Raw genomic sequence first — 25,119 nt, forward strand, 5'->3', positions numbered from 1 at the left:
GTTTCTTTTTTCATTCCTTTACTTTTTCATCTCATCAATCAAAATTTTTGCCAACAATTGATAGACGATTGCTTGATTACCTGACTGAAAAATTTCTAAGTTCAAGTCATTCATAATCATTGCTGCACTGATTTTTCCTAGTAAGCGGCTATCTGTTTCCTCAATTGGTGAGGGAGCGAGCATTAGCATCATTCGTTCAAGCGTGATCGATTGCTTGTCCATTCCTTCAATTGTGATTGGTTGCTTCAACTCGAAGATACAAAAAACTGGAGCTGCCACTGCTGAACTAGATGTGTGAAACAAGCCCATAGTTGTTTTAGGAATCCCAATTGGTGATTGTTGATACCGTCGCATTAATTTTTCTTGGACGTCTTTTTCATCTGTAAGTAAATTCGTTGGTAAAAAAGAAAGAACCTGCTTTATAATCTCACTTAGTTTGTCTTCATTACTGATTTCTTGAATAAAAAAGCGAGAAAGTAACTGATTGATTTTTTCCATCACAGCTAAAGTTTGTTCGTATTGATCTGCTAAAATTGGCTCAGATGTAGTCGTTTTTTCTGCTGGCAAAGGATGAGCGCTTCTCACTTTTTGAAAAGCTTGTTTCAAATGTTTGATTTCATCTTCTAACAATAAGGGTGACACCAACAAATAATTTCCTGTGTATCCCGGTAAAACGGAAGTCGAAATGACCACATCATATGTTTTTTTAAGATTTACTTTTTTGATATCTGCAATCCGATAAAATTCCAGTTGACTAATCGAAGGAAAATACCGTTTCAAGCGCATTTCTAGCATACTAGTTGAGGCCAAACCACTTGGAGAAAAAGCGGCAATACGGATCGAACTTTCTTTTGGACTACGTTCAAGTGAACTAGCAAAATGTAAAACCATATAGGCAATTTCTTCATTGGATAACTGTTTTTCTTGAAAGACTTGATTAACTGCGGATCGAATGGCGGTAGTCAGTTCCTCGTATTGAACCATGATTTTTTCAAGAATCGGATTCGTCAACGTTTCTTCTTGCAAAATCGCTCGAGAAAATACCCCAGACAAATGTGTTAGTAACATTTTATAAAGACTTTCATCTTCATAAAAACGTACATCTGTTTCTTCGCTAACTAATGTAATCAGCTGTTTTACTAGATAAGCAAGCTGTGTATCAAAATGTTCATCAAAGAAATCTTTATCAAATGAATTAGAAAAATCATTCAACAAACTTGCAAAAAAGACAATTTCATTCACTGGATAAAGTTGTTGGCTTTCTTTTCCGATAATAGCAAAAAGTCGCTTGGCGATTTGTAAAAACTCTTTATTGGCTAAACCTAAATATGTTTCATTCGTCAAAAACTGATTTTTTTTCACCCGATCCATCGTCAGCGTCAATATCAAAATCAGATGCGCTAATTTGCGGTCACTCAGCTCATTTTTTTTGCCAATCAGCTCTTCACTAATCATCTTTCTCACTAAAAAGAAATTTTCTAACTGAATAAATTGAAAAAAATAATTTGAACTTTTTTGTTCTTTCATCAGATGAAACAATTCATATTCATTAATTTCCAATTCCAACACATTCGCCGCCAATAAACGTCGATATTTTTCTGGGCCAACGATTTCATATCCTTGGTTACGAACAATTTTTAAAGGCAAGTGTTCGATACTTGCTTCAAGTTGCTTGATATCTGCATAAAATGTTGTATTACTGACTAAATAAGTTTCCAAAAAATGTGCTAAACTCAACGGCTGTGCTGTCAATAAAATCTCTAATAAAATCGCATGTTGTCGCTCCAATGTCGAAAGCTCTTCGCCACCTTCATCATTGATTTCTGCTAATAGTTTCGACTTGGTTTCAGTTGTCGCATCAATCAAGAACGAACCACGTGTTACTTTTTTTAATTGCGCATCAACTGCTTTCAACGATAAAGCTAACTGATCTAGCTCACGATAAACTGTTCGCTTGCTAACTTTTAAGACCGTCATCATTCGATCTACGGACACTGGTGTGGAACTGTGTAACAACTCACTAATCAATTGTTTTTCCCTTGTGGACAAGTACATGCTCAACTCCTCCTTTCATCCATTGTTCATAGGTTGTTGTTAAAACGAAATGTTCAACTAAAACAATCTTGGAGAGTTCTGCTAACTGGGGATACTTGTGGAAGAAAGCAGTTGTAGCAACATAAATGGTTTCTTTTTCGCCTACTAACTGTTCAATTGGTAGCTTGCTAATGGAAAGTGAGCGTCCCTGTTTCTTCGCTAATTGTGCTAGGATCGTCATGCCCATCGTTTGTGAGCCTCGAATATTTTCAGCGTATAAAAACACGACCTTTTCAGTTTCGTTTCTGTCCATTTCTATGGCAATTTCTGCGGATTTCTCCATGTGAGTAGTTGTTAAAAGAAAGCTTTTAATCTTTGGTAAAGAATTCTCTACTTCCAAAAAGTGATCCAAGGAGAGAATTTGGCTATTTGGTGCTTGCTGTTGTGCGAGCACTGTCAGTTCACTTTGAACAATAATTAGTTGATCTGGTTGATCTTTGACTTGATAAATCGAAGCATAATCAACGCTTGCAGGTAAGTTTGCGACTTGTAGTTGTTTCTTTAATAGCGCAGCACCCATCGCACTTGAGCCCATTCCCGAATCACAAGCAAAGATAATTTTTTTATTTTTCGCTAGTTGCATTTCTTCACGTTCCTCATCATTTGACTTTTCTTGTTCAACATTCACTGCTTCTTTCCTTAGTAAAAACAATGCACAACTAAACGTCACTAGAATACTCACTAAAATGCCAAAGCTAACGGCTAAAAGCTGATTTGTCGGCGTATTCGTCAAAATAACGATTAATGAGCCCGGTGAGACTGGCGCACTTAACCCTACATGCAATAACTGAAACAGAAAGGTTCCGCTAGCACCGCCCAAAATGACTGCCAATACAAGTTTTGGTTTGATTAATACAAAAGGGAAATAAATTTCATGAATACCACCAATAGCTTGGATCATTAGCGCACTCCCTGCATTGGTTTTGGTTTCTCTTCTTCCCTGAAAAAGAATCGCAAGCAACACACCAATCCCAGGCCCCGGATTCGCCTCCATCAAGAATAAAATCGATGAGTTTTCTTGTTGAGTAAATTCAATGCCAAGTGGTGTCAAAATTCCATGATTGATAATATTATTAAAAAACAATACTTTGAGTGGTTCCAACAAGACATGAGCTAACGTAAGCATTTTCATTTCCGTCAACCAAAGAATAGCTTGTGAAATCATTTGGCTAACCGAAGAAATGAGAGGCGTAATCACAATCATTCCCAGCAGACAACATACACCACCGATGATTCCTACAAGTAAATTATGAATCAACATCTCGTATCCAATCGTAAACTGTTCTTTAACTTTATTTTCAAAAAAATCATACACTTTTCCTGCTAACGTTCCCATAATCATGGCCCCCACAATTTGTGGCGCAGTTGAACCAACAATGATTCCTAGCGTAGCAATTGCCCCAACAATTGCTCCACGTTGATTCCCAGTAATTTTCCCACCTAGATAACCAATCAAAATCGGTAATAACAAATGAAGCATCCACTCGCTCACTTCATTCAGCCTCTGGGCTAATTCTCCAGAAAAATAAGGCGTTAGAAAAGAAAGAAATCCCCAAGCAATAAAAATACTTAGGTTTGGCATAATCAATTGGCTCAATTTATGTCCAAGTTTTCGTAGTCCCAAGCTTTTGGTCGTTATGTTTTCTACCAAGTGATTTTCCTCCCCACTTCCTTACACTTCAAGATGATCATCTGAAGAGTCACTATTAAAGTATAACAAAGAACCCAAAGCGTCCACAAAATTTTTATGTAGTTCACATCTAATCTATTCTTTTTTAGAAAACTTCTTGACATATAGTTAGGTACCGAACTATAATCGAAACAAGAAAATAATTCGGTACCTAACTAATTATTTTTTGTATGAATGGAGGTTCTACAAATGAGTGAACTTTTACAAAAGTCGAAAAAGAAAATCCACGAAAGTCAAACACTTTCATTAAAAGAAATTGAAAAAGTAAAAATCGAGCTTGAAGCCAAAGCACGATTATTTCAAACAAGCTTTGGATTAATCAAAAAAGGAGTGATGGCCTAAGCTCATCACCCCTTGGTTTATCTAACTAACTTATTTGATTTTCAAAGTCAACGCGTTCAAAGCAACTACGACTGTGCTGAGTGACATCAAGACAGCACCAACAGCTGGGCTTAATAAAATACCAATTGGCGCTAAAATCCCGGCAGCCAAAGGAATTGCGATAATATTGTAGCCTGCTCCCCACCAAAGGTTTTGAATCATTTTTCTTCTTGTTTGTTTTGCTAAATCTAAGAAATGCAAAATATCATTGGGATTACTATTGGTTAAAACGACATCTGCTGAATCAATTGCCACATCTGTTCCGGCACCAATTGCCATACCGATTGTTGCACGAGCTAGACTTGGTGCATCATTGATCCCGTCACCAACCATAATGACTTTTTTACCTTGTTGCAAATAATTTTGCACGATTTTCTCTTTATCATCAGGCAACAATCCCGCATAAAAATCATCGATTCCTAAATAATGTGCTACTGCTTGAGCAGCACTTTCATTATCACCGGTCAACATGACTGGTGTGATTTTGCGATCTTTCAATGTTTGGATAAATTGTTTTGCTTCTGGTTTCACGACATCACCTAGTGCAATCATTGCCACCAATTGGTCTGCTAAAAGTAAAAAGCTAATCGTATTTCCTTGTTCTTGATAGCTATGGAGTAACTCTGATTTTACAACGAAGCCAAGTCGTTTGATTTCTTTTTCATTCACGATTTTGACTTCCTGATTGTTCACCGTGCCAGCTAAGCCAACACCTGCTAAATTTTTCAAATTTTCAGCTTTAGCGGGTGTAATTTTTTGCTCTTGCAGATAGCTCATGATCCCGATTGCTAATGGATGGTTGGCATTTGCTTCTAGCGCACCAATCATTTCAAGTGCTTCCTGTTTCGTTACAGAATCAGTTAGCATTTCAACACCTGTGACCGTAAATTTTCCTTGCGTCAAGGTTCCGGTTTTATCTAACATGATGACATCCAAATCAGTGGCTTGTTCTAAAGCATTGCGATTTTTCAACAGCAAGCCGTTTTTTGCAGCAATTGATGTTGAACGAGCTACAACTAAAGGAATTGCCAAACCTAGTGCGTGGGGACACGCAATAATAAAGACCGTCACCATTCGTTCTAACGCGGTAGGTAAATCGGCTACAACTAGCCAAATAATAAATGCTAAGATCCCTGCAATCAACGCAACGTAAAACAACCACTTAGCAACCTTGTCTGATAAAGATTCTAATTTTGATTTTTCACTTTGTGCTTTACGAACCATTTCCATTACTTTCGCAAGGTATCCATTTTCGCCTGTACCCGTAACTTTGATTTCAATCGTACCTTCACCATTGACTGATCCGCCAATTACGCGATCATCAACTTGTTTTTTGACTCCTTTTGATTCACCCGTAACAGCTGATTCATCGACAATCGTACTTCCTTTGATGATGATGCCATCTGTCGGCATTTTATCTCCTGAGCGCACGACTAGATGATCACCTTCATGAACTTCTTTCAAAGAAATTGTTTCTTCCGTCCCATCTTCCTTGATTCGCTTAACTGATTCAGGCAATAACTCTGCTAGCTTTTGCAACGCATTACTTGCATTTGAAACAGCATTCATCTCAATCCAATGGCCCAGTAACATAATGACGATTAAAGTAGCTAATTCCCAGAAAAAGTCCATCACATGTGCATGTGGGTTAACTAAATTCGCGATAAAAGAGTACAAACTATAAATATATGCAACAGAAATCCCCATTGCAATCAAGGTCATCATTGCCGGACTCTTTTGCTCCAATTCCATTTTGGCACCACTTAAAAATGGTTGACCACCATAAACAAAGAGAATCGTAGCTAAAACAAGGACAACCCATTCAGAACCAGGAAAGCTGATTTGAAAAGGCAGTTCCAAGCCCATCATTGGTGACAAAAGAATGATTGGAATAGCTAAAACAAGGGACAACCAAAATTTCTGCTTAAAATTCCCCATATGCATGGAGTGATCCATCCCACCCATATCGTGGTCATGCATATGTCCATGCATTGAATGATCCATTCCGCTCATATCATGTTCGTGATTCATTCCTTCATGCTTCGAGTGATCTATCCCACCCATATCATGGTCATGCATATGTCCATGCATTGAATGATCCATTCCGCTCATATCATGTTCGTGATTCATTCCTTCATGCTTCGAGTGATCCATTCCACTCATGTCATGCTGATGCTTTTGCTTGTCCATTTCTTGCTTTTCATGAGCCTCCTGACTCGCTGAATGCTGCTCATCGTGAGACATCTGATCCTGCATCATTTTTTCATGATCGTGTTTCGACAATTCATTCTGTTTTTCTGATTCTTTCATCTCGATCCCTTCTTCACTTCAATTATTTTTTCATTTTTCGATTCAAACTCAATGAATTAAGTAGCACACTGACTGAACTAAATGCCATCGCGCCACCAGCGATAATCGGATTCAACAAACCAAATGCAGCAAACGGAATCCCAATTGTATTGTAAACAAAAGCCCAAAAAAGATTTTGTTTGATTTTCTTCAACGTAGCACGAGATAGGTCAATCGTTTGCTCAACAGCCATTAAATTGCTATTCATCAAAGTAACATCAGCTGTTTCCATGGCAATATCCGTTCCACTTCCCATCGCTAAACCAACATCAGCTAAAGCAAGGGCTGGGGCATCATTGATTCCATCACCAACCATGCCGACTTTCTGACCCGTTTGTTGTAATCGTTGAACATAAGCGGCTTTCTCATCTGGCAGTACTTCCGCAAAAATATGATCTGAATCAAGACCTACTTGTTTACCAATCACATTAGCAGCAAGTTTGTTGTCACCCGTCACCATGTACACTTCGATTTTTTGTGCTTGAAGTTTTGCAATTGCTTGTTTTGCTTCTGGTTTTACTGCATCAGCTACTGCAATCAATCCTAAAACTTGCTTCTCATCAGCCAAATACATGACTGTTTTTCCTTCTCGTTCTAAGTGTAGCGCTTGTTCTTCCAATGACGCAACTGATAGGCTTAATTGAGCTAAGCGTTTTTTTGTCCCAGCAAAATATTCTTGCTGATTGATTCTCCCACTGATTCCGGCGCCCGGATGTGCAGTAAATTCACTCACTTCATAAGGAGCAATCCCGTTTTTTTTGCTATAATCATTGATTGCTTTTGCTAAAGGATGCTCGGAAGCTTGTTCCAAACTATGAAAGAGTTTAACAACTTCTGTTGAACCAATCACATCAGTTACTTGAGGTGTTCCTTGTGTAATCGTTCCTGTTTTATCTAATAAAATACTCGTAAGTCCCGCCGCTTCTTCTAACGCTTCGCCGCCTTTAATCAAAATACCATTTCGTGCGCCGACACCTGTTCCAACCATAATTGCTGTTGGTGTTGCCAATCCTAAGGCACAAGGACAAGCAATCACTAAAACGGATACGCTGTGAATCAAAGCCAATTGCCAATCACCTGTAAGCCATCCAGTTAAAACCAACGTAAAGAAAGCAACAACTAAGACTACAGGTACAAAAATACCAGAAATACGGTCAGCAATTTGTTGAATTGGTGCCTTACTTCCTTGGGCATCTTCTACCATTTGAATGATTTGAGCTAACACGGTTTGACTACCGACTTGGGAAACTTGAATTTGTACTAGACCAGTCGTATTCACTGTTCCTCCAAAAACGGCGTCACCAAGATGTTTTTCCACCGGCAAACTTTCCCCTGTCAACATGCTTTCATCCATCGCACTACTTCCGTAAATGATTTTCCCATCTGTCGGAATTTGCTCACCAGGGCGAATCACTAAACAATCTCCCACTGTAACGTCTTCGATCGCAATCGTTTCTTCGACACCATCAACTAATTTCTGAGCTGTCTTCATCTGTAGCGACATCAATTGCTTGATAGCATCGCCTGTCTTGCTTTTGGCTGTATGCTCTAAATATTTTCCTAATAAAATCAAGGTGATGATCATACTGCTACTTTCAAAATACAAATCATTGGTTGTACTTGAAAAAAATCCGTTATAAATGCTTAATAGAAAAGCAGCAGTCGTTCCAAGAGCGACCAAAACATCCATGTTTGGTGCCTTGGTTTTCAGTGCATGATATGCACCTTGGTAAAAACGTGCACCCACGTAAAACTGGACGGGAAACGCCATAAGCAGTTGAACCATTGGTTGATGGAAAAATTGAACAAGTGCGCCATGATTTCCTAACATCATGGCAATCATTGATGCCATTAATGGAAAAGTTAAGAGTGCGCTTAAAAATAAATCTCGTTTCATTTTTCGTAAGTACGCTTTTTTTTCTTCAGCAATTTTTTGTTTGTGTTCTTCGTCATATAAAATTGCGCCGTACCCAATTTTTTCGACACTTTGAATCAATGCCTCAGAAGAAGTCTCAGCATATTTGACACTTGCTTTTTCCGTTGCTAAATTGACCGTTGCCGAAATCACTCCTGGTTGTTCTTTTAATTCTTTTTCCACTCGTGCAGAGCAGTTTGCACAAGTCATACCAGTAATCACCAAGGTAGTCATTTGTGGTGTTTCAGTCATTCAATCACCTCTGCAGGATATCCTAGTGTTGTAATTTTTTCTTTGATTTGGTCTGATTGAATTTGACTTTCGTCGAATTTGACCATGCCCTTCGCTTTTTTCAGATTTACTTTTACCTTTTGAACACCTGGTAATGTTTGAAGTGTTTCTTCAACTTTTGCTACACAATGATGACAGCTCATACCTTGAATTGAAAATTGTTGTTTCATCCTAAATTCCTCCTTATGATTTACACGTACATTGTCCGGGGATACAATTGCAAGCAATTGTTGCCACTGGTTCTTTTTGTTGCAACTGTTCCATAATTTTATCGATATCTGCTTGTGTCAAAGTGGCTTCTTCCACTAGGTCAGCAATCGTCTCACCAACTTTTTTTGCACAAATATGTGAAAATAAATTTTCTGTTGCGCTACGAACCGTTTCCATTTCAGAAACTGCCGGATGATAAATAAATTTTTTCCCCTCTTGCTGCGTCCACACAACTTCTTTTTTCACTAGTCGGCCCAGTAACGTTTTGACAGTAGCAGCTTTCCAGTCCATTGAATCCGCTAAAATTTGAGTGATCTCTTGCGCAGTCGTTTGGTTCAATGTCCAAATCACTCGCATTACTTCCCACTCAGAATCACTAATTTTAACAGGCATTTTCGTTTTTACCATTGCTTTCACCCCTCTTCGTTTACACTTGTAATCTTTAAAGACAAACTTAGTTTACAACTGTAAACAAAAACTGTCAACTCTCTTTACTTCTTTTTTGCTCGATTAATTTTTGAAAGAAAATTTTTTGATCTCTTTTGCTTTTTAGAATGATTACTTGTAGTTCATTGGGTTGCTCCTGCAAAATTTGTTCTAGTCTCACTGCTTGGTTGTTGGGAAATCGCCAAATGTAGAGAAGAAAATCTAAGTATTCTCGATCAAATTTTTCCTGAAATGTTTTTGGCATATCTGGTCTAGAAGCTGGATTATTTTTTCGTTTGATTGAACGAGAAATTACTCGAAACAAGGACAGTAGACGTGGTACTTTTAAGAGGATAAGTATGTCCGCATGTTGGAACCGTAAGTCACTTGTTCCTAAATAATTGCCATCCACGATCCAGTTTTCATTTGTGCGGATAAACTTTTCTTGCTCTGCCTGAAACCAAATTTGAGCCTCTTCGCTATAGTCTGTTTGATGCCACAAAAAATCCAGTGGCAATAAACTGGCTCCTGTTACTTGTTGAAGTTTCCGAGCAAATGTTGACTTCCCTGAACCAGAATTGCCCATGATCAAATAATTCATTGATAAATCCTCCCTCTCTATTTTCTTGATTTCATTCCTACTTATGAATATGTATAGTTTTTACGATACACAAAAAAATAGGATCTGACAAACTAATCACTAGTTAGCTTGTCAGACCCTATGGCAACTTATTCTTTCATTTTTATTACTTAATTACTGAATTATGCTTGTGGAATTGTTTCTGATACAGGAACTTCTTTGTTCTTATCACGACGTGCAATCGCAGGTAAGATCATTCCTAGTAAAATCAACACAATTGGTGTAATGATATTTGAAATCAATTGGAACCACCAAGCTTTTGGATCAGCTGCGTATTCGATTTTTGGAACCATACCTAAGATACAAGCAAATGCTGTAAATGCAAAACACCATGCACCGAAGATATAACCGATTTTAGGATTCTTAACAAATTTATACTCTGAAGTGAATTTTTTATATGCTTTATTCAACATCATGTAAGCCAAGAATACCCATAGATAACGCATTGGCATTACAACTGAGTTTAAGTTAGTCAACCATTTAACTAATTCATTCATGTCTTTGATACCGAAAATTGGTAGTAAGATAATGATACTTACTAAAATCCCTGTTAAGAAATAACCGTTGACCAAAGTCCCTTTACGATTACGTTTACGCAACCAGTTTGGTACGAACTCTGGATCAGCATCAGCTAACAAGATTTTTAGTGGCGCGTCAATTGAGAAGGCCAAAGCAGAAATTTGCCCAACCATATTTGTTAACGCATAGATAATCATTAGTGCATTTCCAATTCCATAGTAATTACCTAAAATTTGGAAGGCACTGTAAGCACCATTTGCCATTAAGTCTTTGGGAATATTGTCACTTGCAAATAGCATACCCATTGCAACTGAACCTAATACTGCACAAACACCAACCATTGCTGCTAAGAAAATCATTCCTTTTGGAAATTCTTTTGCAGGATTTCTTGTTGAGTTTACGTAAGGAGAGATTTTTTCTGCTCCACCTACTGCGAAAACTAACATTGAAACGGTTGTGAAGTAACTAAAATCAAATGTCGGAATATATGTTTTCACTTGATTCATATGTGGTGTAGCAAATTCCATTGTTGGATTGATGAATGGTGCTGTCACTGCTAGTAAGATGAATAGTAATGACATCACGAACATCGCAGTTCCTGCTAATCCACCGATTACTTTCAATGTTGATAATCCTTTAGTTGATAAGTATAAGAACGCTAAAAAGATTACTAATGAAATAATAGCAACTAATTGAACAGACATCGTATTCACGATATCTCCATTTCCTTGGACTGCCCAGCCAGCGGCAATCAAAATTGCTTGTGGTTTTTGTGCCAAATAAGGAATATGCACAACCCAATAAGTCCATGCAGCGTAATAAGCTAGTCGTTTATTGGAAGTTGTATTTTCAACCCAAGAGCTTACGCCACCTTTACTATCTTTAAATGTTGAACCTAATTGGCCAACAATCAAAGCATAAGGAATAAAATAGATTGCAAGAATCAATAGCCAAGAAGTAATAACGGAAATCCCTTGTTGTGCATAGTTATTCACAACATTTCCCATACCCCAGACCATATTGAATGCAATCAATGCAACTGTGAACCAGCGCAGTTGTTTGTCGTTCATTGTCTCTCTCCTTTGATATAAAGTATCTATTGCACCATGTAATAATAATCACTTTTTTTAACTGTCGCAATAGTTTGTTATTTTAAGTGTGCATTCTTTTATCATAAACACATCATTTTAAAATTATTTTTTCATCATAAAACCAGAAAAATATTTTTTGTTCAAAAAGTTTTCGTCTTATGATACTTGCAAGACATAATTTTCTGAAAAATGAAAATACATTTTTGTTTGCTGCGACTTCTTTTAAAATTACATGAAAAAAATCCAAGAGACCAGCAACAGTGATCTCTTGGATTCGAACATACGTTATTTTTTAGAGCGATAACAAAACTTTTTTACGCATATTTAATTTATCAATATTCATTCATTTAATTTTTTCACTCGCAAACATCTCATTGCATTCAAAACAGCAATCACCGTTACCCCGACATCTGCGAAAACAGCATCACCCATTGAGGCAAAGCCTAATGCACCAAGTAGTAAAACTAGAACTTTCACACCAATTGCAAAGACAATATTTTGTTTCACAATTCGTAATGTCTTACGAGCTACTCGCATCGCGTCTGCAATTTTTGAAGGTTCATCGTTCATGATTACAACATCAGCTGCTTCAATTGCCGCATCGCTTCCTAATCCGCCCATGGCGATTCCGACATCTGCTCTTGCTAAAACGGGAGCATCATTGATTCCGTCACCCACAAAAGCTACTTTGCCAGAACTTTTTGCAAGAATCATTTCTAATTTGTCAACTTTATCTTGAGGAAGCAATTCACTATAAACTTGATCAATTCCTACTTTTTTACCTACAGAATCAGCAATCTTTTTCGCATCACCTGTCAACATGACTGTTTCTTTGACGCCAGCTTTTCTCAACTTATTCATTGTTTCAATTGCATCCTCTTTTAGTGCGTCTGCAATCAATAGGAAGCCGACATATTTTTGGTCAATCGCAACATAAAGTAATGTTCCAACTTCTTCACTCGTAGAAAATGCAATTTGTTTACGCGCCATCAATTTCTGATTACCAACTAAAATATCATGAGCATCAATCACTGCTGAGATTCCCTCACCAGCAATTTCTTCTACTTGTTCACTCACCAATAAAGGACCTTGGTAAGCAGCCAAGACTGATTGAGCGATTGGATGTGTAGAATATTGTTCGGCACTCGCTACATATTGCATAAAAGTTGTTTGATCCATCGTTGTTTCAATTGTTTGAACTGAGAATTCACCTTTAGTTAACGTCCCCGTTTTGTCAAAAACGACTGTTTCTGTTTCTGCAAGTAGTTCAAGGTAGTTACTTCCTTTAACCAATACTCCAATCTTACTTGCGCCACCTATCCCGCCAAAGAAACTCAATGGGACAGAAATCACTAAAGCACAAGGACAAGAAATAACTAAGAACGTCAATGCTCGATAAATCCATTCAGAGAATACGGCACCAGGAACCACTAATGGTGGCACGATTGCTAACAATACCGCTAAAACAACTACGATTGGTGTATAGTAACGCGCAAATTTAGTGATGAAATTTTCGGCTGGTGCTTTCTTACTACTAGCATTTTCAACTAATTCCAATAACTTACTGATTGTTGATTCACCATAAGTTTTCTCAACACTCATTACGATAGGTTGATTTTTATTGATAAAACCGCTGAGAATCATTTCTCCACTGGTTACTTTCCGCGGAACAGATTCTCCAGTTAAGGCAGAAGTATCAACCATAGATTCACCTTCAATAATCTTTCCATCTAGTGGGACTCTTTCACCAGGCTTGATTAAGACTTGTTGTCCTAACTCAACTGCTTCTGGTGAAACATTCTTCCAGCCTTCAGAAGTTTGGACACGGGCTGTATCGGGGCGAATGGCCATCAGTTCACGAATAGATCTTCGTGATTGTTTGACCGCAAATCCTTGGAAATATTCACCTACTTGATAAAATAGCATTACAGCAACTGCTTCAGGATATTCGCCAATAATCATTGCACCAATTGTCGCAATCGCCATCAAAAAGTTTTCATCAAAAATCTGACCCTTGGTTATATTCATAACAGCTTTTTTTATTACATCAAAACCAATTAATCCATAAATAAGGAGATAACCAATTAGGCGAACAATACCAGTTGGCGAGAACCAAATCAAAAGGCCCATTCCTAATGCAGAGATAAGAATACGAAGCAAATCATTTCGACTATTATCATGCTCATGATTATGTCCGTCTCCGTCTTGGTGATTATTTGTAATCTCACTAACCGCCACATCCGGTTCGATTTCTTTAATTGCTTGCTTCGTTTTCGTTTCAACTGTTGCTAAATCTGCTTCGTTTGCAACAATTCGCAACTTACCAGTAGTAAAGTTTACATTTGCTTCCTTCACACCTTCAATTGTCTGTACTTTTTTTTCAATTTTCATTGCGCAATTTGCACAATCTAAGCCATCTAATCGATAATCTTTATTCATTTTCTTTCCCTCCTTGCAATACACATGAATAACTCTTCATAAGTAATTATAAATGAATGTGCATTCATATGTCAACTGGAAGCCTTCTCTTTTTTTCTTTTATTTGACATTTTTCTTTTCTTGTCAAAAATAGCGGACAAAACGATTTCCGTTTTGTCCGCTATTTGATCGTTACTCAAAATAATAGTGATTACTTGGAACAATTTCTGCTCCAAATGGCATCAATGCCAAACGAGCTAATTTGAATGATTGCTTACCAAATGGGATTCCCACAATCGTAATGCACAAAATCAAGCCACTTACAACGTGTGTTAGCGCCAAAGGGAGACCTGATACAATCAACCAAATCAAATTGACAATCAATGAAAAACCACTTTGATGATAAACGACTTCTTTTCCAAATGGAGCAAAAGATAGAGAAGCAAGTTTAAAACATTGTAACCCAATTGGGATTCCAACAATTGTTATACACCATAATACACCGGCAATCAGCCAGCCAAGTCCACCAACTAATCCACCAAAAATAAACCATAAAATATTTCCTAAACAGCTCATACTATTCTCCTTTGCCAAAGTTACTTGAATCTATTATCGCATAAAATGCCAAAAAGGAAGCATGAAAGTTTCGTCATGCTTCCTTTTTAAACTCTTTTTATTAAGTTGCGTTCTTATTTAAAGTGTTCCTAAAGCAACTTCCTCCCAGTAAGTCTAAATTTCACAAAAATATGGAAAACTATTTTTAGAAAAGCATCCTTATTGCTTGAAGCTAATCGCTTGGAACCACAACCTTTATGGATAAATACGGTTCAACAAACGAGGGAATGGGATTGCCTCACGCACATGATCAATTCCTGAAATCCAAGTAACCGTACGTTCTAGACCCAAACCAAAACCTGAATGAGGTACAGAGCCATATTTACGTAGGTCAAGGTACCAAGAATATTCATTTTCATCTAAGCCATGTTCACGAATTTGTTCTAGTAAAAATTCGTAATCAGTTGCACGTTCACTGCCTCCAATGATTTCGCCGTAACCTTCTGGCGCAATCATATCTGCACAAATCACAACATCTTCACGTGTAGGATGTGGTTTCATGTAGAAAGGTTTGATTGCTTTTGGATAGTTCAAAATGAAAACAGGTTGTTCAAATGAATTTGCAATAAACGTTTCGTGTGGTGAACCGAAGTCCTCGCCCCACTCAATATCATCAAATCCATTTTTCTTCAATAGTTCAATCGCATCATCATACGTGATACGTGGGAAAGGTAATTTAGTATAAGACTTCAAGACTTCTTTATCACGTTCCAGTACATCTAAAGCATAATCACAATTATCTAAGACACTTTGTACTAAGAAAGCCACATATTTTTCTTGGACTTCCAAGCTTTCTTCTTGATGAGTAAAGGCCATTTCTGGTTCAATCATCCAAAACTCAATTAAGTGACGACGTGTTTTTGATTTTTCTGCACGGAATGTTGGTCCAAATGAAAAGACTTTTCCAAATGCCATTGCAGCAGCTTCCATGTATAATTGACCACTTTGAGAAAGATACGCTTTTTGATCAAAATAGTTTGTTTCAAATAAGTCGGTTGTGCCTTCTGGTGCTGAACCAGTCAAAATTGGTGGATCAATTTTAACAAATTGATTCGCATTGAAAAATTCGTACGTTGCACGAATGATTTCATTTCTAATTTGCATAATTGCATGTTGACGTGATGAGCGCAACCATAAATGGCGGTGATCCATCAAAAAGTCTGTACCGTGTTCTTTCGGTGTGATTGGATAATCATGACTTTCACCAACAACTTCGATGTTAGTAATGCCAATTTCATACCCAAATTTTGAACGGCTATCTTCACGAATTTCACCAGTAACAGTGATTGCTGTTTCTTGATGTAAGTTCTTAGCTGTTTGGAAAACTTCTTCTGGTACCTCACTTTTGACAACTACGCCTTGGAAAAAGGCTGTTCCATCTCTTAGTTGAAGAAAGGCAATTTTTCCGCTTGAGCGCTTGTTAGCAACCCATGCACCAATTGTCACAGTTTCTCCTACATGGTTTTTCGAATCAATAATTTGAATTTGTTCCACGAATGACTCTCCTTTTTTCTTCCTGTTTTACTTTCAGGATTCATTTTGACTTTTACTCTCAATAAATTGAGCAATCCTTAACACAGCTTCTTCAAGCGTTCCAAGATTTGTCGCATAGCTCAAACGAACATTTTCACTTGCACCAAATCCTTCACCTGTAACTAAAGCAACGCCTGTTTCTTCTAACAGATCTTCGACCCATTCTGTCACATTGCTATACCCACAAATAGTTAACGTTTCTTTCACATTAGGGAACAGATAGAAAGCGCCTTGCGGTTTCGCAAGTTTGACTCCTGGCAATGCTGCCACTAATGGATACAAACGGTTGAGACGTTCTTCAAACGCCTGACGCATTTCTTCTACCGTATCCTGTTCTCCTCTTAATGCCTCAACTGCAGCATACTGACTGACTGCTGTTGGATTGCTAGTCGATTGTGATGCAATCGTGATCATTCCGTCAATGATTGCTTGATTACCAACTGCATACCCAATCCGCCAACCAGTCATGGCATATGTTTTTGAAACACCATTGATGATAATTGTTTGTTCACGAATTGCTTCACCTAATATGGCAATTGGAGTAAATTCATTGCCATTATAAACTAAACGACCATAAATATCATCTGCAACAATCAAAATATTATTTGCAACGGCCCATTTTCCAATCGCCAACAGTTCTTCTTTGGTGTAAATCATCCCTGTCGGATTAGACGGTGAATTAATAATCACCGCTTTCGTTTTCTCAGAACGAGCAGCCTCTAACTGCTCCACTGTCACTTTGAACTCATTTGCTTCTTCTCCACGAACAAAGACTGGGACACCTTCGGCTAATTTGACCTGCTCCCCATAACTTACCCAGTAAGGAACAGGGATAATTACTTCATCTGAGGGATCAAGAATTGTTTGAAAGAGCGTGTATAAGGCAAACTTTGCTCCGTCAGTAACAATGGTCTGTGAAGATTGATAATCAAGTTGGTAATGCTGTTTTAAATAATCAACAATTGCTTGGCGCAACTCTGGAATTCCAGCAGTTGGTGTATAATAGCTTGCTTTCCCATTTTTGATTGCTTGGATTGCAGCTTCCTGAATATTCTCAGGTGTTGCAAAGTCTGGTTCACCTACTGTTAAGCTTAAGATATCTCTACCTTGGGCTTTCAGTGCTTTTGCTTTGGCTGCCGCTGCAAGTGTTACAGAAGGCTCTAAACGTTGTGCTCTCTTAGATAGTTCCATCCTTTTCATCCCTTCACAGTTAAATATTTTGAATGGTTTTCACTTCATCGCCTGATTCAAATGTAATAAGGTAATAACTTAATGAATTGTCCGTACCTTTAGCGACAACTTCCCAAACAGGCTGATCTTCAAAAATCCCTAGTGTTGCTTTTTCAATTACGGCTTCTGGATGTGCTTCTTGGATTTTTTGTTTGGCTTCTTCTTCTGTTAAACCTTTATTTTGATCCAAGATTTTCACCTTATCACCAGATTTTGGAATGACGACTACAATTTTTTGATTTTTGTCATTCGTCCCCATTAGTGAAAAATAAGTTTTTTCACGCGTATACCAGTAAAACTGATCGACATTTTCCAAATTCGCATATTTTTTTGCAAGAGCTGTTGCTTCTTTTTCCGCCTGTGCATAAGGGCGATTTGATCGCAAATAAAAAATCGAACTAAAGACGATTACTGCTAGTAAAAATACGATCAAACTAAGCAACACGCGATTAATGGTTCTTTCTCTTTTTGATTCTTTCTTCAAGGATCGTCGCTCCTTTATCTTCATTGCATTTCATTATACCAGATTTTTCTCTCAAAATAGGAAGATTACTTTGACTTTATTCTTCGTTTTTTGTTAAGAATTCACTGATTTCTTGGTAGATTACATCAATTGGTTCTTCTTGGACTTTTACTTTTTTCGGTAGAGAACGTAAAATTCTTCCACCATATCTTGCCGTTAACAACCGACGATCTAAAATCAATAACACACCACGATCAGTTTCAGTCCGAATCAGTCGTCCCAACGCTTGGCGTAATTTCAAAGCTGCTTTAGGCACTGATTCCTGATAAAAAGGATTGATTCCTTCTGATTCAAGATAGGCATTTCTAGCTTTTACCATTGGTCGTTTTGGATTATCAAAAGGTAGTCGTGTGACAACAACAATTTGGAGCGCATCTCCGGGCAAGTCGACACCTTCCCAAAAGCTATCAGCACCAAAAAGGACACTCATTTCTGACAACATGAATCGCTTCAATAATTTTTCGCGACTTCCACCAAATCCTTGTGCTAATATTTCTCTGCCTTGTTCCAGCATTCTCATATGCATTTTTTGATAGACTTGTTGCAAAATATCATGCGAGGTGAACAAGACTAAAATAGGTCGCTGTTCTCGTTTAATCAATCCCGTTAGTGTTTTGGTCAAGTATTCGATATATTCCTGACTTGTTACCTGATTCACTGCGGGTGCTTCTGTTGGCAAATAAATTCTGGCTTGGCTTTCATAATCATATGGTGAGGCAATTACTTTCAATGGTGTGCCTTCAATACCCAGTCGTTTTGAAAGATAATTCCGATCCGGTCCAATTTTCAAAGTACCACCAATGTAAAGAATGTGTTGATATCTTGGATACCAAACTGTTGTAGGTAATAACGCTGCTTGAAAATCATGTAGATGAAACATCAATTGCTGTGGACCAGTTCCAAGCACGACCCAGTGAATCAACTGTTCACGCCAATCTTCCAACCATTGCTCCATAAATTGTTGTTGCGTATCTAATTGGTCAAATAAAGCATACAAATTGGCTAGATCCAAGCGCATTTGATTTGACCAGCTTTCTTGAATGATTTCCAAACTTAATTTCAATTGTTCATGAAGCTGATAAATTTCCCGATAGAATAATTGCAGATGATCAATCGCAATCCCTGCCTCAAATGGTAATTCATCTAATAATTCTTTCGTTACCATGACCTCTTCTTGATGACTGTTTCCGTTTTGGTTCAACAACTCCGTCAGACCTTCTGCAATCGTGAACTGTGCCTCACATAAAGAAACTAATTCCTGCCGGTAAATCTGTAACCAACGAGTCACTTCATGATTATCTGGCAAATAACTGCTCATGCGATCAAACAATTGCCCTTCATCATTCAACTGCTGTACTTGTTTATAAAAATGTGCCACACTCAATCTTCGATCATTGATTTTCTCAGCAATTTCAGGCAAATGATGCGCCTCATCAATCAACAAATAGGGGCTCTCAGGTAGTAATGGCTCTTTACGCAACGTTTCTTGGACTAAAAATGCATGATTAACAATCAAAAAATTACTTTGTTTTGCTTTTTTCAATAAAAAGCGAACAAAATCTTGTTCGTAAAATGGCTGATTTGGTGCTAAAAAATGAACGCCACGATGAGCAATATCGTGGAAAAAGACATGGTTCAAATTCGTCAAATGTAATTCATCTAAATCACCGGTTTGTGTTTGTGTCAGCCAAACTAAAACCGACATTTGATACAATGCATATTGTTTTTGACTTGGTGCTTCGTTCAGTGTCGCTTTCAACCGTTGAAGATCAATATAATGACGAAAACTTTTGATGATTGTTGCTTGAATCGGTTGATCCAGTAATTGGTTTAGCAAAGGAATGTCTTTCTCGACGATTTGTTGCTGAAGGACTAGTGAAACAGTACTAATAATAGCTGGTTTCTCAGGTGTTGCCAAATAGCTTAGTGGTAACAAGTAGCCAATCGTTTTCCCCATTCCAGTCGCAGCTTCGATCATCAAGTTTTTTTGTTCCTCTTTTTTAGTGAAGTGATCATATACTGCATTCATCAAACGATTTTGTTCTTTACGATACATCAATGTTTCGCCAAACATTCGCTCTTTTGCCTGTTTTTTTCTTGGATAAGTTTGTTTACCGTAGTGAACCTGGGAAAACAGCTCCACTTGTTTCTTCTGTAGTGCAATCCCATCAATAATCTCAATCGAATCATCTAATGGCTGGACTTGCTGTTTCATCTCTTCAACAACACGTGCGATGAATCGGCTCGTATCCATCCCAGTGTATTTACTTAGCCGAACGATTTCTTCCAACGTAACTAATGGCAACTGACGCATGCGTTCTTCAATCAGTAAAAGGAGCTGACCAGTCACTTCCGCATCGCTGTCTGCCTGATGTGGATTTTCATGAATAAATCCTAAACTTTCAGATAAATCGCTCAAGCGAAAACTTGGTTCTGTTGGTAAAAAAATCTGCGCTAATTCAACCGTATCAATCCCCGGAATCTTTAATTCTGGAAGACCACACCGCATCAATTCTTGATTCAAAAATTTATAATCAAAGTAAATATTATGTGCGACAAATACTGTTTCTGCTAAGAGATTGTAAATCGTCGGTGCGACATCTTCAAAATAAGGCGCACGCTGGACGCGTTGGTTCGAAATTCCTGTTAAATGTTGGATTTGTTTTGAAATCTTTCGCCCCGGATTAATGTCGATCGAAAAGCGGGAAGTAATTCGACCAGCTTCAATCATGACGCAGCCAAATTGAATAATACGATCTTCTTTTGGGTTCGTCCCAGTCGTTTCAATATCGACGACTGCATAAGTTGTTGGTTTCAAAATAATTTCCTCTTCTCTTGCCGCTTCATTTACTTTTTTAGTACGGGTGTTTCTTTTGAAATTATACTACAAAGAAGAGGCTGCGACAAAAGTGTTTCACCTTAAAAAGAAAGAACGAACGTTCAAAAATGATTCACACTTTTTTTATCCACCTTTTCTTCCCTTCTCAAAGATTTTTTTCCTTGCTGGCTAACTTTCGTAACAAAAAAAGGCTGAGAATTTTTATCCTAGCCTCTCCCTTTTATTTTTTCTGTAAAAAATTGAATCGTTACTGATTGGATCAAAAAAAAGAATCAACTCTGACACAATAAAAAAGCTTGGAATAATTATCAAAAGATAACTACTCCAAGCTTTTATTTAATTTATAGGTTAATTAAGCTTTAGTAACGTTAGTTGCTTGAGGTCCACGTTGACCTTCTTCAACATCAAAAGTTACTGCTTGGCCTTCTTCTAAAGTTTTGAATCCGTCGCCTTGGATAGCTGAGAAATGAACGAATACGTCGTTTCCGTTTTCTGCAGTGATAAATCCAAATCCTTTTTCTGAGTTAAACCATTTAACTGTACCTGTTTCCATAATAAAAATCCTCCTTGTGTTTCAAACACATATTTTGCAATTACTTGTATGGTGAATATCTGGAAGATGTTTATTTGAAACAAGCTACCATAATTACCGAACAGAAACTACGACTATTAATATACCATACATCTATTGGAATAGCTAGAATTTTAGAACATTTATTTAAAAAAACTCCATTTTTTTCACAATTCCCACCTTAAGTAGAACTCGAACAATTTTCTTTGAAGTTTTTTGATTATTAAGAAAGGAAACGGATACGCAAAAAAAAAGAACAAGAAGCCAGCGTAACGTCTGACTTCTTGTCCATAGTAAAAATAAGAGAAATAACACAGCAAGCCTTTTCTAATACTTAAAAGCAGGTCATTCTTAACTGTTCTTTGTGCACTATTTTCAGCCTTATTTTCGTGGTCAAATCAAAAATCCTTTTTGTTATCTATTAAAGTGGATGGGCTTCATTCGCGCCCTTTTTCTCGGTGTTCCCCAAGCAGCTTCTTCGACAATAAGTCTTTTTTTCATAAAAACATGAGTAGCTATTTTTAGAAAAAATTCCTTATTGCTTGAAGCTGAACGCTTGGAGCCACAACCTTTCTCTCGGTGTTCCCAAAACAACTCCTCCACATAGCTTTCATCCACTTCAAAACATGAGATGCTGTTTTGAATGGCTGCTCACTATCTTGTCGAAGCTAAACGTTTTGTGCTACAACCTTCCTTAATAGCGCAAAATTGCCACCAAACTCTTTTCATCTGGCGATTCTTTTTGATCTAAGATAAAGACTTGTCCACCAGTTTCAATGACATCATCCGCCAATTGATTTAAAACTTGACGGCGATCATATTCCGTTTCCGGATCTTCACCAAAGCCATCGACTAAATTAGAAGTTGCAATAAACAAATGCGAAATTTTACCTTCTTTCGCCGCTGGAACAATATCCACTAATTGATCAATGAATTTTTTATCCAACAATTTGTTATAACTTTCAGCTTCTTTATCTGCCAATTCTTTTGACAAACGTTGCGCGCCAACCTCAATATCTTTTAATGACAATTGCGCTGGTGAAGCTGAGACAGCAACATCTGAACGATAGTCTGGATTTTTTGCTACTTTTTTGAAAACAGCTTGATTTTCAGGTAAGGCAAATAAATAAATTGGCCATTTTTCTGGATTTTCAAATGTATCACGTAAATAATTATCTACCGCTTGATAATAGTTAATCCAATCGATTTTGACTTCTTCATCTTTCGTGCTGACTCCATGGAACGTCACACCTTCTTTTGAATTCCCTGCTTTACCACTCGTAATAAAGTTTAGATTTCCACCTGTTAACTCGTCGCCCAAAGCTGTTACGATATCTACTGGTGCATCTTCTGGTAATTCGATTTCTTTGACCAACTTGTTGCTTACTTCATACAACTTCATGGAATCGCGATTCAACCCTAATAAATAATAAGAATAGTTGAATTGCGCATTTTTAATGATTGCCAATAAATAAGGTAAATCACTAACATAATATTGATCATCAACTGGAATACTTAAACGGTAAATATACGATTGCTCTTCATTTAAGACAACTGCCACACTTTTTGTGCCACTACGCCAAAATGAAGCATCATTTAGGATTTCCTCAATCTTTTCTTTAAATGGAGTCCACTCATGTTTTGAGTATTTTTTTTCAAAACGTTTTTTGGCTTCTTTCGCAAAATTTTTAAATTTGATTTGATCTTTTTCAACATCTTGATGTGAAACGTGTGTATTCAACATAATTGTTACAAACGGACCTTTTGCACCTTCTGAAGCTAATTGAGACAACAATTCTTTATCGATTTTTGTCATAAACGCATCCCTCCTAAAAAAATCATTCCTACATTTAAAGTCTACCACAACAATTTTTTTCAACCCAATAAAACGAATTGCAACCCGCAAGCGTTTTCTCATTTCTCAATAATTCATGTTTTGTTCACATTTAAACCATTCTTTCCTCTAAACTTCTCAGCAAATGATTCAAAATTTACTATTATGATTAAGTTATCAAATAGAAAAACTTCAAAAAATGGATTGATCACTAACTTAAATGAGGTGAAAAAGATGCAATTACTAATTATTTTTAGTTTATTGAGTATGATGAGCTTATTCGCATTTGTCGCTAGTCGTGTCGTTGAACTTGACCCACAACCAGTTAAAATACGTGTAAAAAACGATTGATTTCTACTATAATTTTGACTCTACGTCTCCTGATTTACTAACATCTAAAGTTTTTTTCAGAAACATTGAAAGTCCCCACACTCTCTGATAAAATTTTAATTTGTACGAAAAGAAATCGATAAGGAGACTGAATATGTCCATAAAAAAAACACGGTTAGTTGTTCTGCTTGCTAGCCTCATCTTATGTGTTGCCTCCCTTTTCCCCACATTAACTGTTAGGGCTGACGACACGTTTTCTGTTGGCGCCAAAGCGGCCTTTGCAATTGATGCCGAAACCGGCAAGATTTTGTATAACCAAGATGGTGATACACCGATGGGAATTGCCTCAGTCACAAAAATCATTGGTCTTTACATTATCCTTGACCAAGTTAAACAGGGAAAGCTTGCTTGGGATGATGAAGTATCCATTTCAGATTATGCGGAAGAATTAAGTGTTACACCAGATCTATCAAATGTGCCATTGCACAAGGAAAACACGTATACTGTCAAAGAACTTTTTGATTCTGCTGCAATCCAATCTGCTAACGCATCAATTGTTGCACTTGCTGAAAAAATTGCTGGTAGTGAACCTAAATTCGTTGAGTTGATGCAAACACAATTAAAAAAATGGGGTATCACAGATGCTACTTTAGTCAATGCTTCTGGACTAAATAATAGCTATTTGGGGGATAATCGCTACCCAGGAAGCTCTGAAACAGACGAAAATCAGCTTTCTGCACGTGATGTCGCTATTGTTGCTCGTCACCTGATTCTAGATTATCCAGAGATTTTAGAAGTCACTAGTACTGCGACTCAAATGTTTGGTGAAGATACGGTTTCCCCAGTTGAGATGGTTAACTGGAACTGGATGCTTCCGGGATTTATCAACCACAAAGAAGGCGTTGATGGATTAAAAACTGGAACAACTGATTTGGCCGGTGCCTGTTTTGTTGGTACGATCAAAAAAGATGATCGTCGTGTAATCACCGTTGTATTAAATGCTGATGGCCATGAAGAAAATCCAAGTGCTCGCTTTACTGCTACTGCAAACTTAATGGACTACTGCTATGACAACTGGTCAGAAAAAGAATTAGGTAAAGCTGGCGCAAGTATTCCAGACATGAAAACAATCGATGTTCTTGACGGTAAAGAACAAACTGTTCCAGTCGCACTTAAGTCACCAGTTAAAGTTTGGGTTCGTAATGACATGGATACAGGAAAGTTAACCATTACACCTACACTTGCAAAAGATTCATTAACCGATCAAAAAATTCAAGCACCTGCAGACAAAGGAACAAAAGTCGGTACTGCCACAATCACTTTAGCAGATGACAAACTTGGCTATTTAGATGAAAAAGATGCACCTGCAACTGATATCATCACAACTGCTAAAGTTGAAAAAGCGAATATTTTCGTTCTTGGTTGGCGACATGTCGCTGAATTCTTTACAAATCTTTTTTAATCTCCTAATTAAAGTAATCTACAATTCATTAAGCGTGAGAAACGTTTGTCACACGACAACGGCTCTCACGCTTTTTTATTTCGCTCATCTTCTTTCAATTTTTTAGTTTTATTAAAAGCTTTTTTAGAGAAGTTTCGTTATACTTAATGAATGAAAAA

18 protein-coding genes are annotated in these 25,119 nt (G+C 37.4%); 2 read left to right on the plus strand and 16 right to left on the minus strand.

Features of this window, described 5'->3' with window-relative positions; all coding sequences use genetic code 11:
- Nucleotides 1–18: 18 nt before the first annotated feature.
- Nucleotides 19–2,055, minus strand: a complete 2,037-nt coding sequence (locus tag AB3I20_RS06505) for a transcription antiterminator (protein ID WP_368027113.1) — start codon at nucleotides 2,053–2,055, stop codon at nucleotides 19–21.
- Entirely contained in the window at nucleotides 2,021–3,676 is a 1,656-nt protein-coding gene (locus AB3I20_RS06510; protein WP_082904095.1) for a PTS transporter subunit EIIC, read from the minus strand. The genes AB3I20_RS06505 and AB3I20_RS06510 overlap by 35 nt, the downstream gene beginning before the upstream one ends.
- A gap of 297 nt (nucleotides 3,677–3,973) precedes the next feature.
- On the opposite strand from AB3I20_RS06510, the gene AB3I20_RS06515 reads away from it, so the two are divergent.
- Nucleotides 3,974–4,126 (plus strand): hypothetical protein, encoded by a 153-nt coding sequence (locus AB3I20_RS06515; protein ID WP_169819337.1) that lies wholly within the window; start codon nucleotides 3,974–3,976, stop codon nucleotides 4,124–4,126.
- A gap of 30 nt (nucleotides 4,127–4,156) precedes the next feature.
- Here the strand turns inward: AB3I20_RS06515 and copB are convergent, their stop codons facing one another.
- The 14 genes from copB to AB3I20_RS06585 all read right to left on the minus strand — a co-directional run bounded on the left by copB (nucleotide 4,157) and on the right by AB3I20_RS06585 (nucleotide 23,151).
- Nucleotides 4,157–6,355: a copper/silver-translocating P-type ATPase CopB gene (copB, locus tag AB3I20_RS06520; RefSeq protein WP_368027143.1), complete on the minus strand. Its 2,199-nt coding sequence runs from the start codon at nucleotides 6,353–6,355 to the stop codon at nucleotides 4,157–4,159.
- A 142-nt stretch (nucleotides 6,356–6,497) separates the two neighbouring features.
- Nucleotides 6,498–8,681, minus strand: a complete 2,184-nt coding sequence (locus AB3I20_RS06525) for a heavy metal translocating P-type ATPase (protein WP_368027114.1) — start codon at nucleotides 8,679–8,681, stop codon at nucleotides 6,498–6,500.
- Nucleotides 8,678–8,890 carry a copper chaperone CopZ gene (copZ, locus tag AB3I20_RS06530; protein WP_368027115.1) on the minus strand — a complete coding sequence of 71 codons (213 nt, stop codon included), beginning with the start codon at nucleotides 8,888–8,890 and terminating at the stop codon, nucleotides 8,678–8,680. The genes AB3I20_RS06525 and copZ overlap by 4 nt, the downstream gene beginning before the upstream one ends.
- 13 nt (nucleotides 8,891–8,903) lie before the next feature.
- On the minus strand, nucleotides 8,904–9,338 hold the full coding sequence (locus tag AB3I20_RS06535) for a CopY/TcrY family copper transport repressor (protein ID WP_067483945.1): 435 nt from the start codon (nucleotides 9,336–9,338) through the stop codon (nucleotides 8,904–8,906).
- Nucleotides 9,339–9,411: 73 nt separating this feature from the next.
- Nucleotides 9,412–9,957 carry a topology modulation protein gene (locus AB3I20_RS06540; RefSeq protein ID WP_095803473.1) on the minus strand — a complete coding sequence of 182 codons (546 nt, stop codon included), beginning with the start codon at nucleotides 9,955–9,957 and terminating at the stop codon, nucleotides 9,412–9,414.
- Nucleotides 9,958–10,118: 161 nt separating this feature from the next.
- A complete protein-coding gene (locus AB3I20_RS06545; protein WP_067483942.1) occupies nucleotides 10,119–11,585 on the minus strand; it encodes an amino acid permease in 1,467 nt (488 codons plus the stop codon).
- Nucleotides 11,586–11,945: 360 nt separating this feature from the next.
- Entirely contained in the window at nucleotides 11,946–14,045 is a 2,100-nt protein-coding gene (locus tag AB3I20_RS06550) for a heavy metal translocating P-type ATPase (RefSeq protein WP_071869144.1), read from the minus strand.
- 171 nt (nucleotides 14,046–14,216) lie between these two features.
- A complete protein-coding gene (locus AB3I20_RS06555; protein WP_067483938.1) occupies nucleotides 14,217–14,600 on the minus strand; it encodes a YccF domain-containing protein in 384 nt (127 codons plus the stop codon).
- 234 nt (nucleotides 14,601–14,834) lie between these two features.
- Complete coding sequence (gene asnS / locus AB3I20_RS06560) at nucleotides 14,835–16,133, minus strand: asparagine--tRNA ligase (RefSeq protein ID WP_067483937.1); 1,299 nt, start codon at nucleotides 16,131–16,133, stop codon at nucleotides 14,835–14,837.
- A gap of 33 nt (nucleotides 16,134–16,166) precedes the next feature.
- Nucleotides 16,167–17,363, minus strand: coding sequence for a pyridoxal phosphate-dependent aminotransferase (locus AB3I20_RS06565; RefSeq protein ID WP_284590759.1), 1,197 nt, complete (start codon nucleotides 17,361–17,363; stop codon nucleotides 16,167–16,169).
- Between the two features lie 19 nt (nucleotides 17,364–17,382).
- Nucleotides 17,383–17,910 carry a DUF5590 domain-containing protein gene (locus AB3I20_RS06570; RefSeq protein ID WP_071869146.1) on the minus strand — a complete coding sequence of 176 codons (528 nt, stop codon included), beginning with the start codon at nucleotides 17,908–17,910 and terminating at the stop codon, nucleotides 17,383–17,385.
- A gap of 52 nt (nucleotides 17,911–17,962) precedes the next feature.
- A complete protein-coding gene (locus AB3I20_RS06575; protein WP_071869147.1) occupies nucleotides 17,963–20,743 on the minus strand; it encodes a helicase C-terminal domain-containing protein in 2,781 nt (926 codons plus the stop codon).
- A gap of 373 nt (nucleotides 20,744–21,116) precedes the next feature.
- Nucleotides 21,117–21,317, minus strand: coding sequence for a cold-shock protein (locus AB3I20_RS06580; RefSeq protein ID WP_002288762.1), 201 nt, complete (start codon nucleotides 21,315–21,317; stop codon nucleotides 21,117–21,119).
- A gap of 712 nt (nucleotides 21,318–22,029) precedes the next feature.
- Nucleotides 22,030–23,151: a hypothetical protein gene (locus AB3I20_RS06585; RefSeq protein WP_067483932.1), complete on the minus strand. Its 1,122-nt coding sequence runs from the start codon at nucleotides 23,149–23,151 to the stop codon at nucleotides 22,030–22,032.
- A gap of 502 nt (nucleotides 23,152–23,653) precedes the next feature.
- Here AB3I20_RS06585 and AB3I20_RS06590 point away from each other — a divergent pair.
- Nucleotides 23,654–24,961, plus strand: coding sequence for a serine hydrolase (locus tag AB3I20_RS06590; RefSeq protein ID WP_067483930.1), 1,308 nt, complete (start codon nucleotides 23,654–23,656; stop codon nucleotides 24,959–24,961).
- The last annotated feature ends 158 nt before the right edge of the window (nucleotides 24,962–25,119 follow it).

Source organism: Enterococcus sp. C50 (assembly GCF_040887505.1).
Classification (GTDB): domain Bacteria; phylum Bacillota; class Bacilli; order Lactobacillales; family Enterococcaceae; genus Enterococcus_B; species Enterococcus_B thailandicus.

What these genes read in the sequence shown, in the direction of transcription:
- AB3I20_RS06505 (WP_368027113.1), bottom strand. Translation starts at nt 2,055, where the DNA reads ATGTACTTGTCCACAAGGGAAAAACAATTGATTAGTGAGTTGTTACAC.
- AB3I20_RS06510 (WP_082904095.1), bottom strand. Translation starts at nt 3,676, where the DNA reads ATGCCAAACCTAAGTATTTTTATTGCTTGGGGATTTCTTTCTTTTCTA.
- AB3I20_RS06515 (WP_169819337.1), top strand. Translation starts at nt 3,974, where the DNA reads ATGAGTGAACTTTTACAAAAGTCGAAAAAGAAAATCCACGAAAGTCAA.
- copB (WP_368027143.1), bottom strand. Translation starts at nt 6,355, where the DNA reads ATGGACAAGCAAAAGCATCAGCATGACATGAGTGGAATGGATCACTCG.
- AB3I20_RS06525 (WP_368027114.1), bottom strand. Translation starts at nt 8,681, where the DNA reads ATGACTGAAACACCACAAATGACTACCTTGGTGATTACTGGTATGACT.
- copZ (WP_368027115.1), bottom strand. Translation starts at nt 8,890, where the DNA reads ATGAAACAACAATTTTCAATTCAAGGTATGAGCTGTCATCATTGTGTA.
- AB3I20_RS06535 (WP_067483945.1), bottom strand. Translation starts at nt 9,338, where the DNA reads ATGGTAAAAACGAAAATGCCTGTTAAAATTAGTGATTCTGAGTGGGAA.
- AB3I20_RS06540 (WP_095803473.1), bottom strand. Translation starts at nt 9,957, where the DNA reads ATGAATTATTTGATCATGGGCAATTCTGGTTCAGGGAAGTCAACATTT.
- AB3I20_RS06545 (WP_067483942.1), bottom strand. Translation starts at nt 11,585, where the DNA reads ATGAACGACAAACAACTGCGCTGGTTCACAGTTGCATTGATTGCATTC.
- AB3I20_RS06550 (WP_071869144.1), bottom strand. Translation starts at nt 14,045, where the DNA reads ATGAATAAAGATTATCGATTAGATGGCTTAGATTGTGCAAATTGCGCA.
- AB3I20_RS06555 (WP_067483938.1), bottom strand. Translation starts at nt 14,600, where the DNA reads ATGAGCTGTTTAGGAAATATTTTATGGTTTATTTTTGGTGGATTAGTT.
- AB3I20_RS06565 (WP_284590759.1), bottom strand. Translation starts at nt 17,363, where the DNA reads ATGGAACTATCTAAGAGAGCACAACGTTTAGAGCCTTCTGTAACACTT.
- AB3I20_RS06570 (WP_071869146.1), bottom strand. Translation starts at nt 17,910, where the DNA reads ATGAAGATAAAGGAGCGACGATCCTTGAAGAAAGAATCAAAAAGAGAA.
- AB3I20_RS06580 (WP_002288762.1), bottom strand. Translation starts at nt 21,317, where the DNA reads ATGGAAACAGGTACAGTTAAATGGTTTAACTCAGAAAAAGGATTTGGA.
- AB3I20_RS06585 (WP_067483932.1), bottom strand. Translation starts at nt 23,151, where the DNA reads ATGACAAAAATCGATAAAGAATTGTTGTCTCAATTAGCTTCAGAAGGT.
- AB3I20_RS06590 (WP_067483930.1), top strand. Translation starts at nt 23,654, where the DNA reads ATGTCCATAAAAAAAACACGGTTAGTTGTTCTGCTTGCTAGCCTCATC.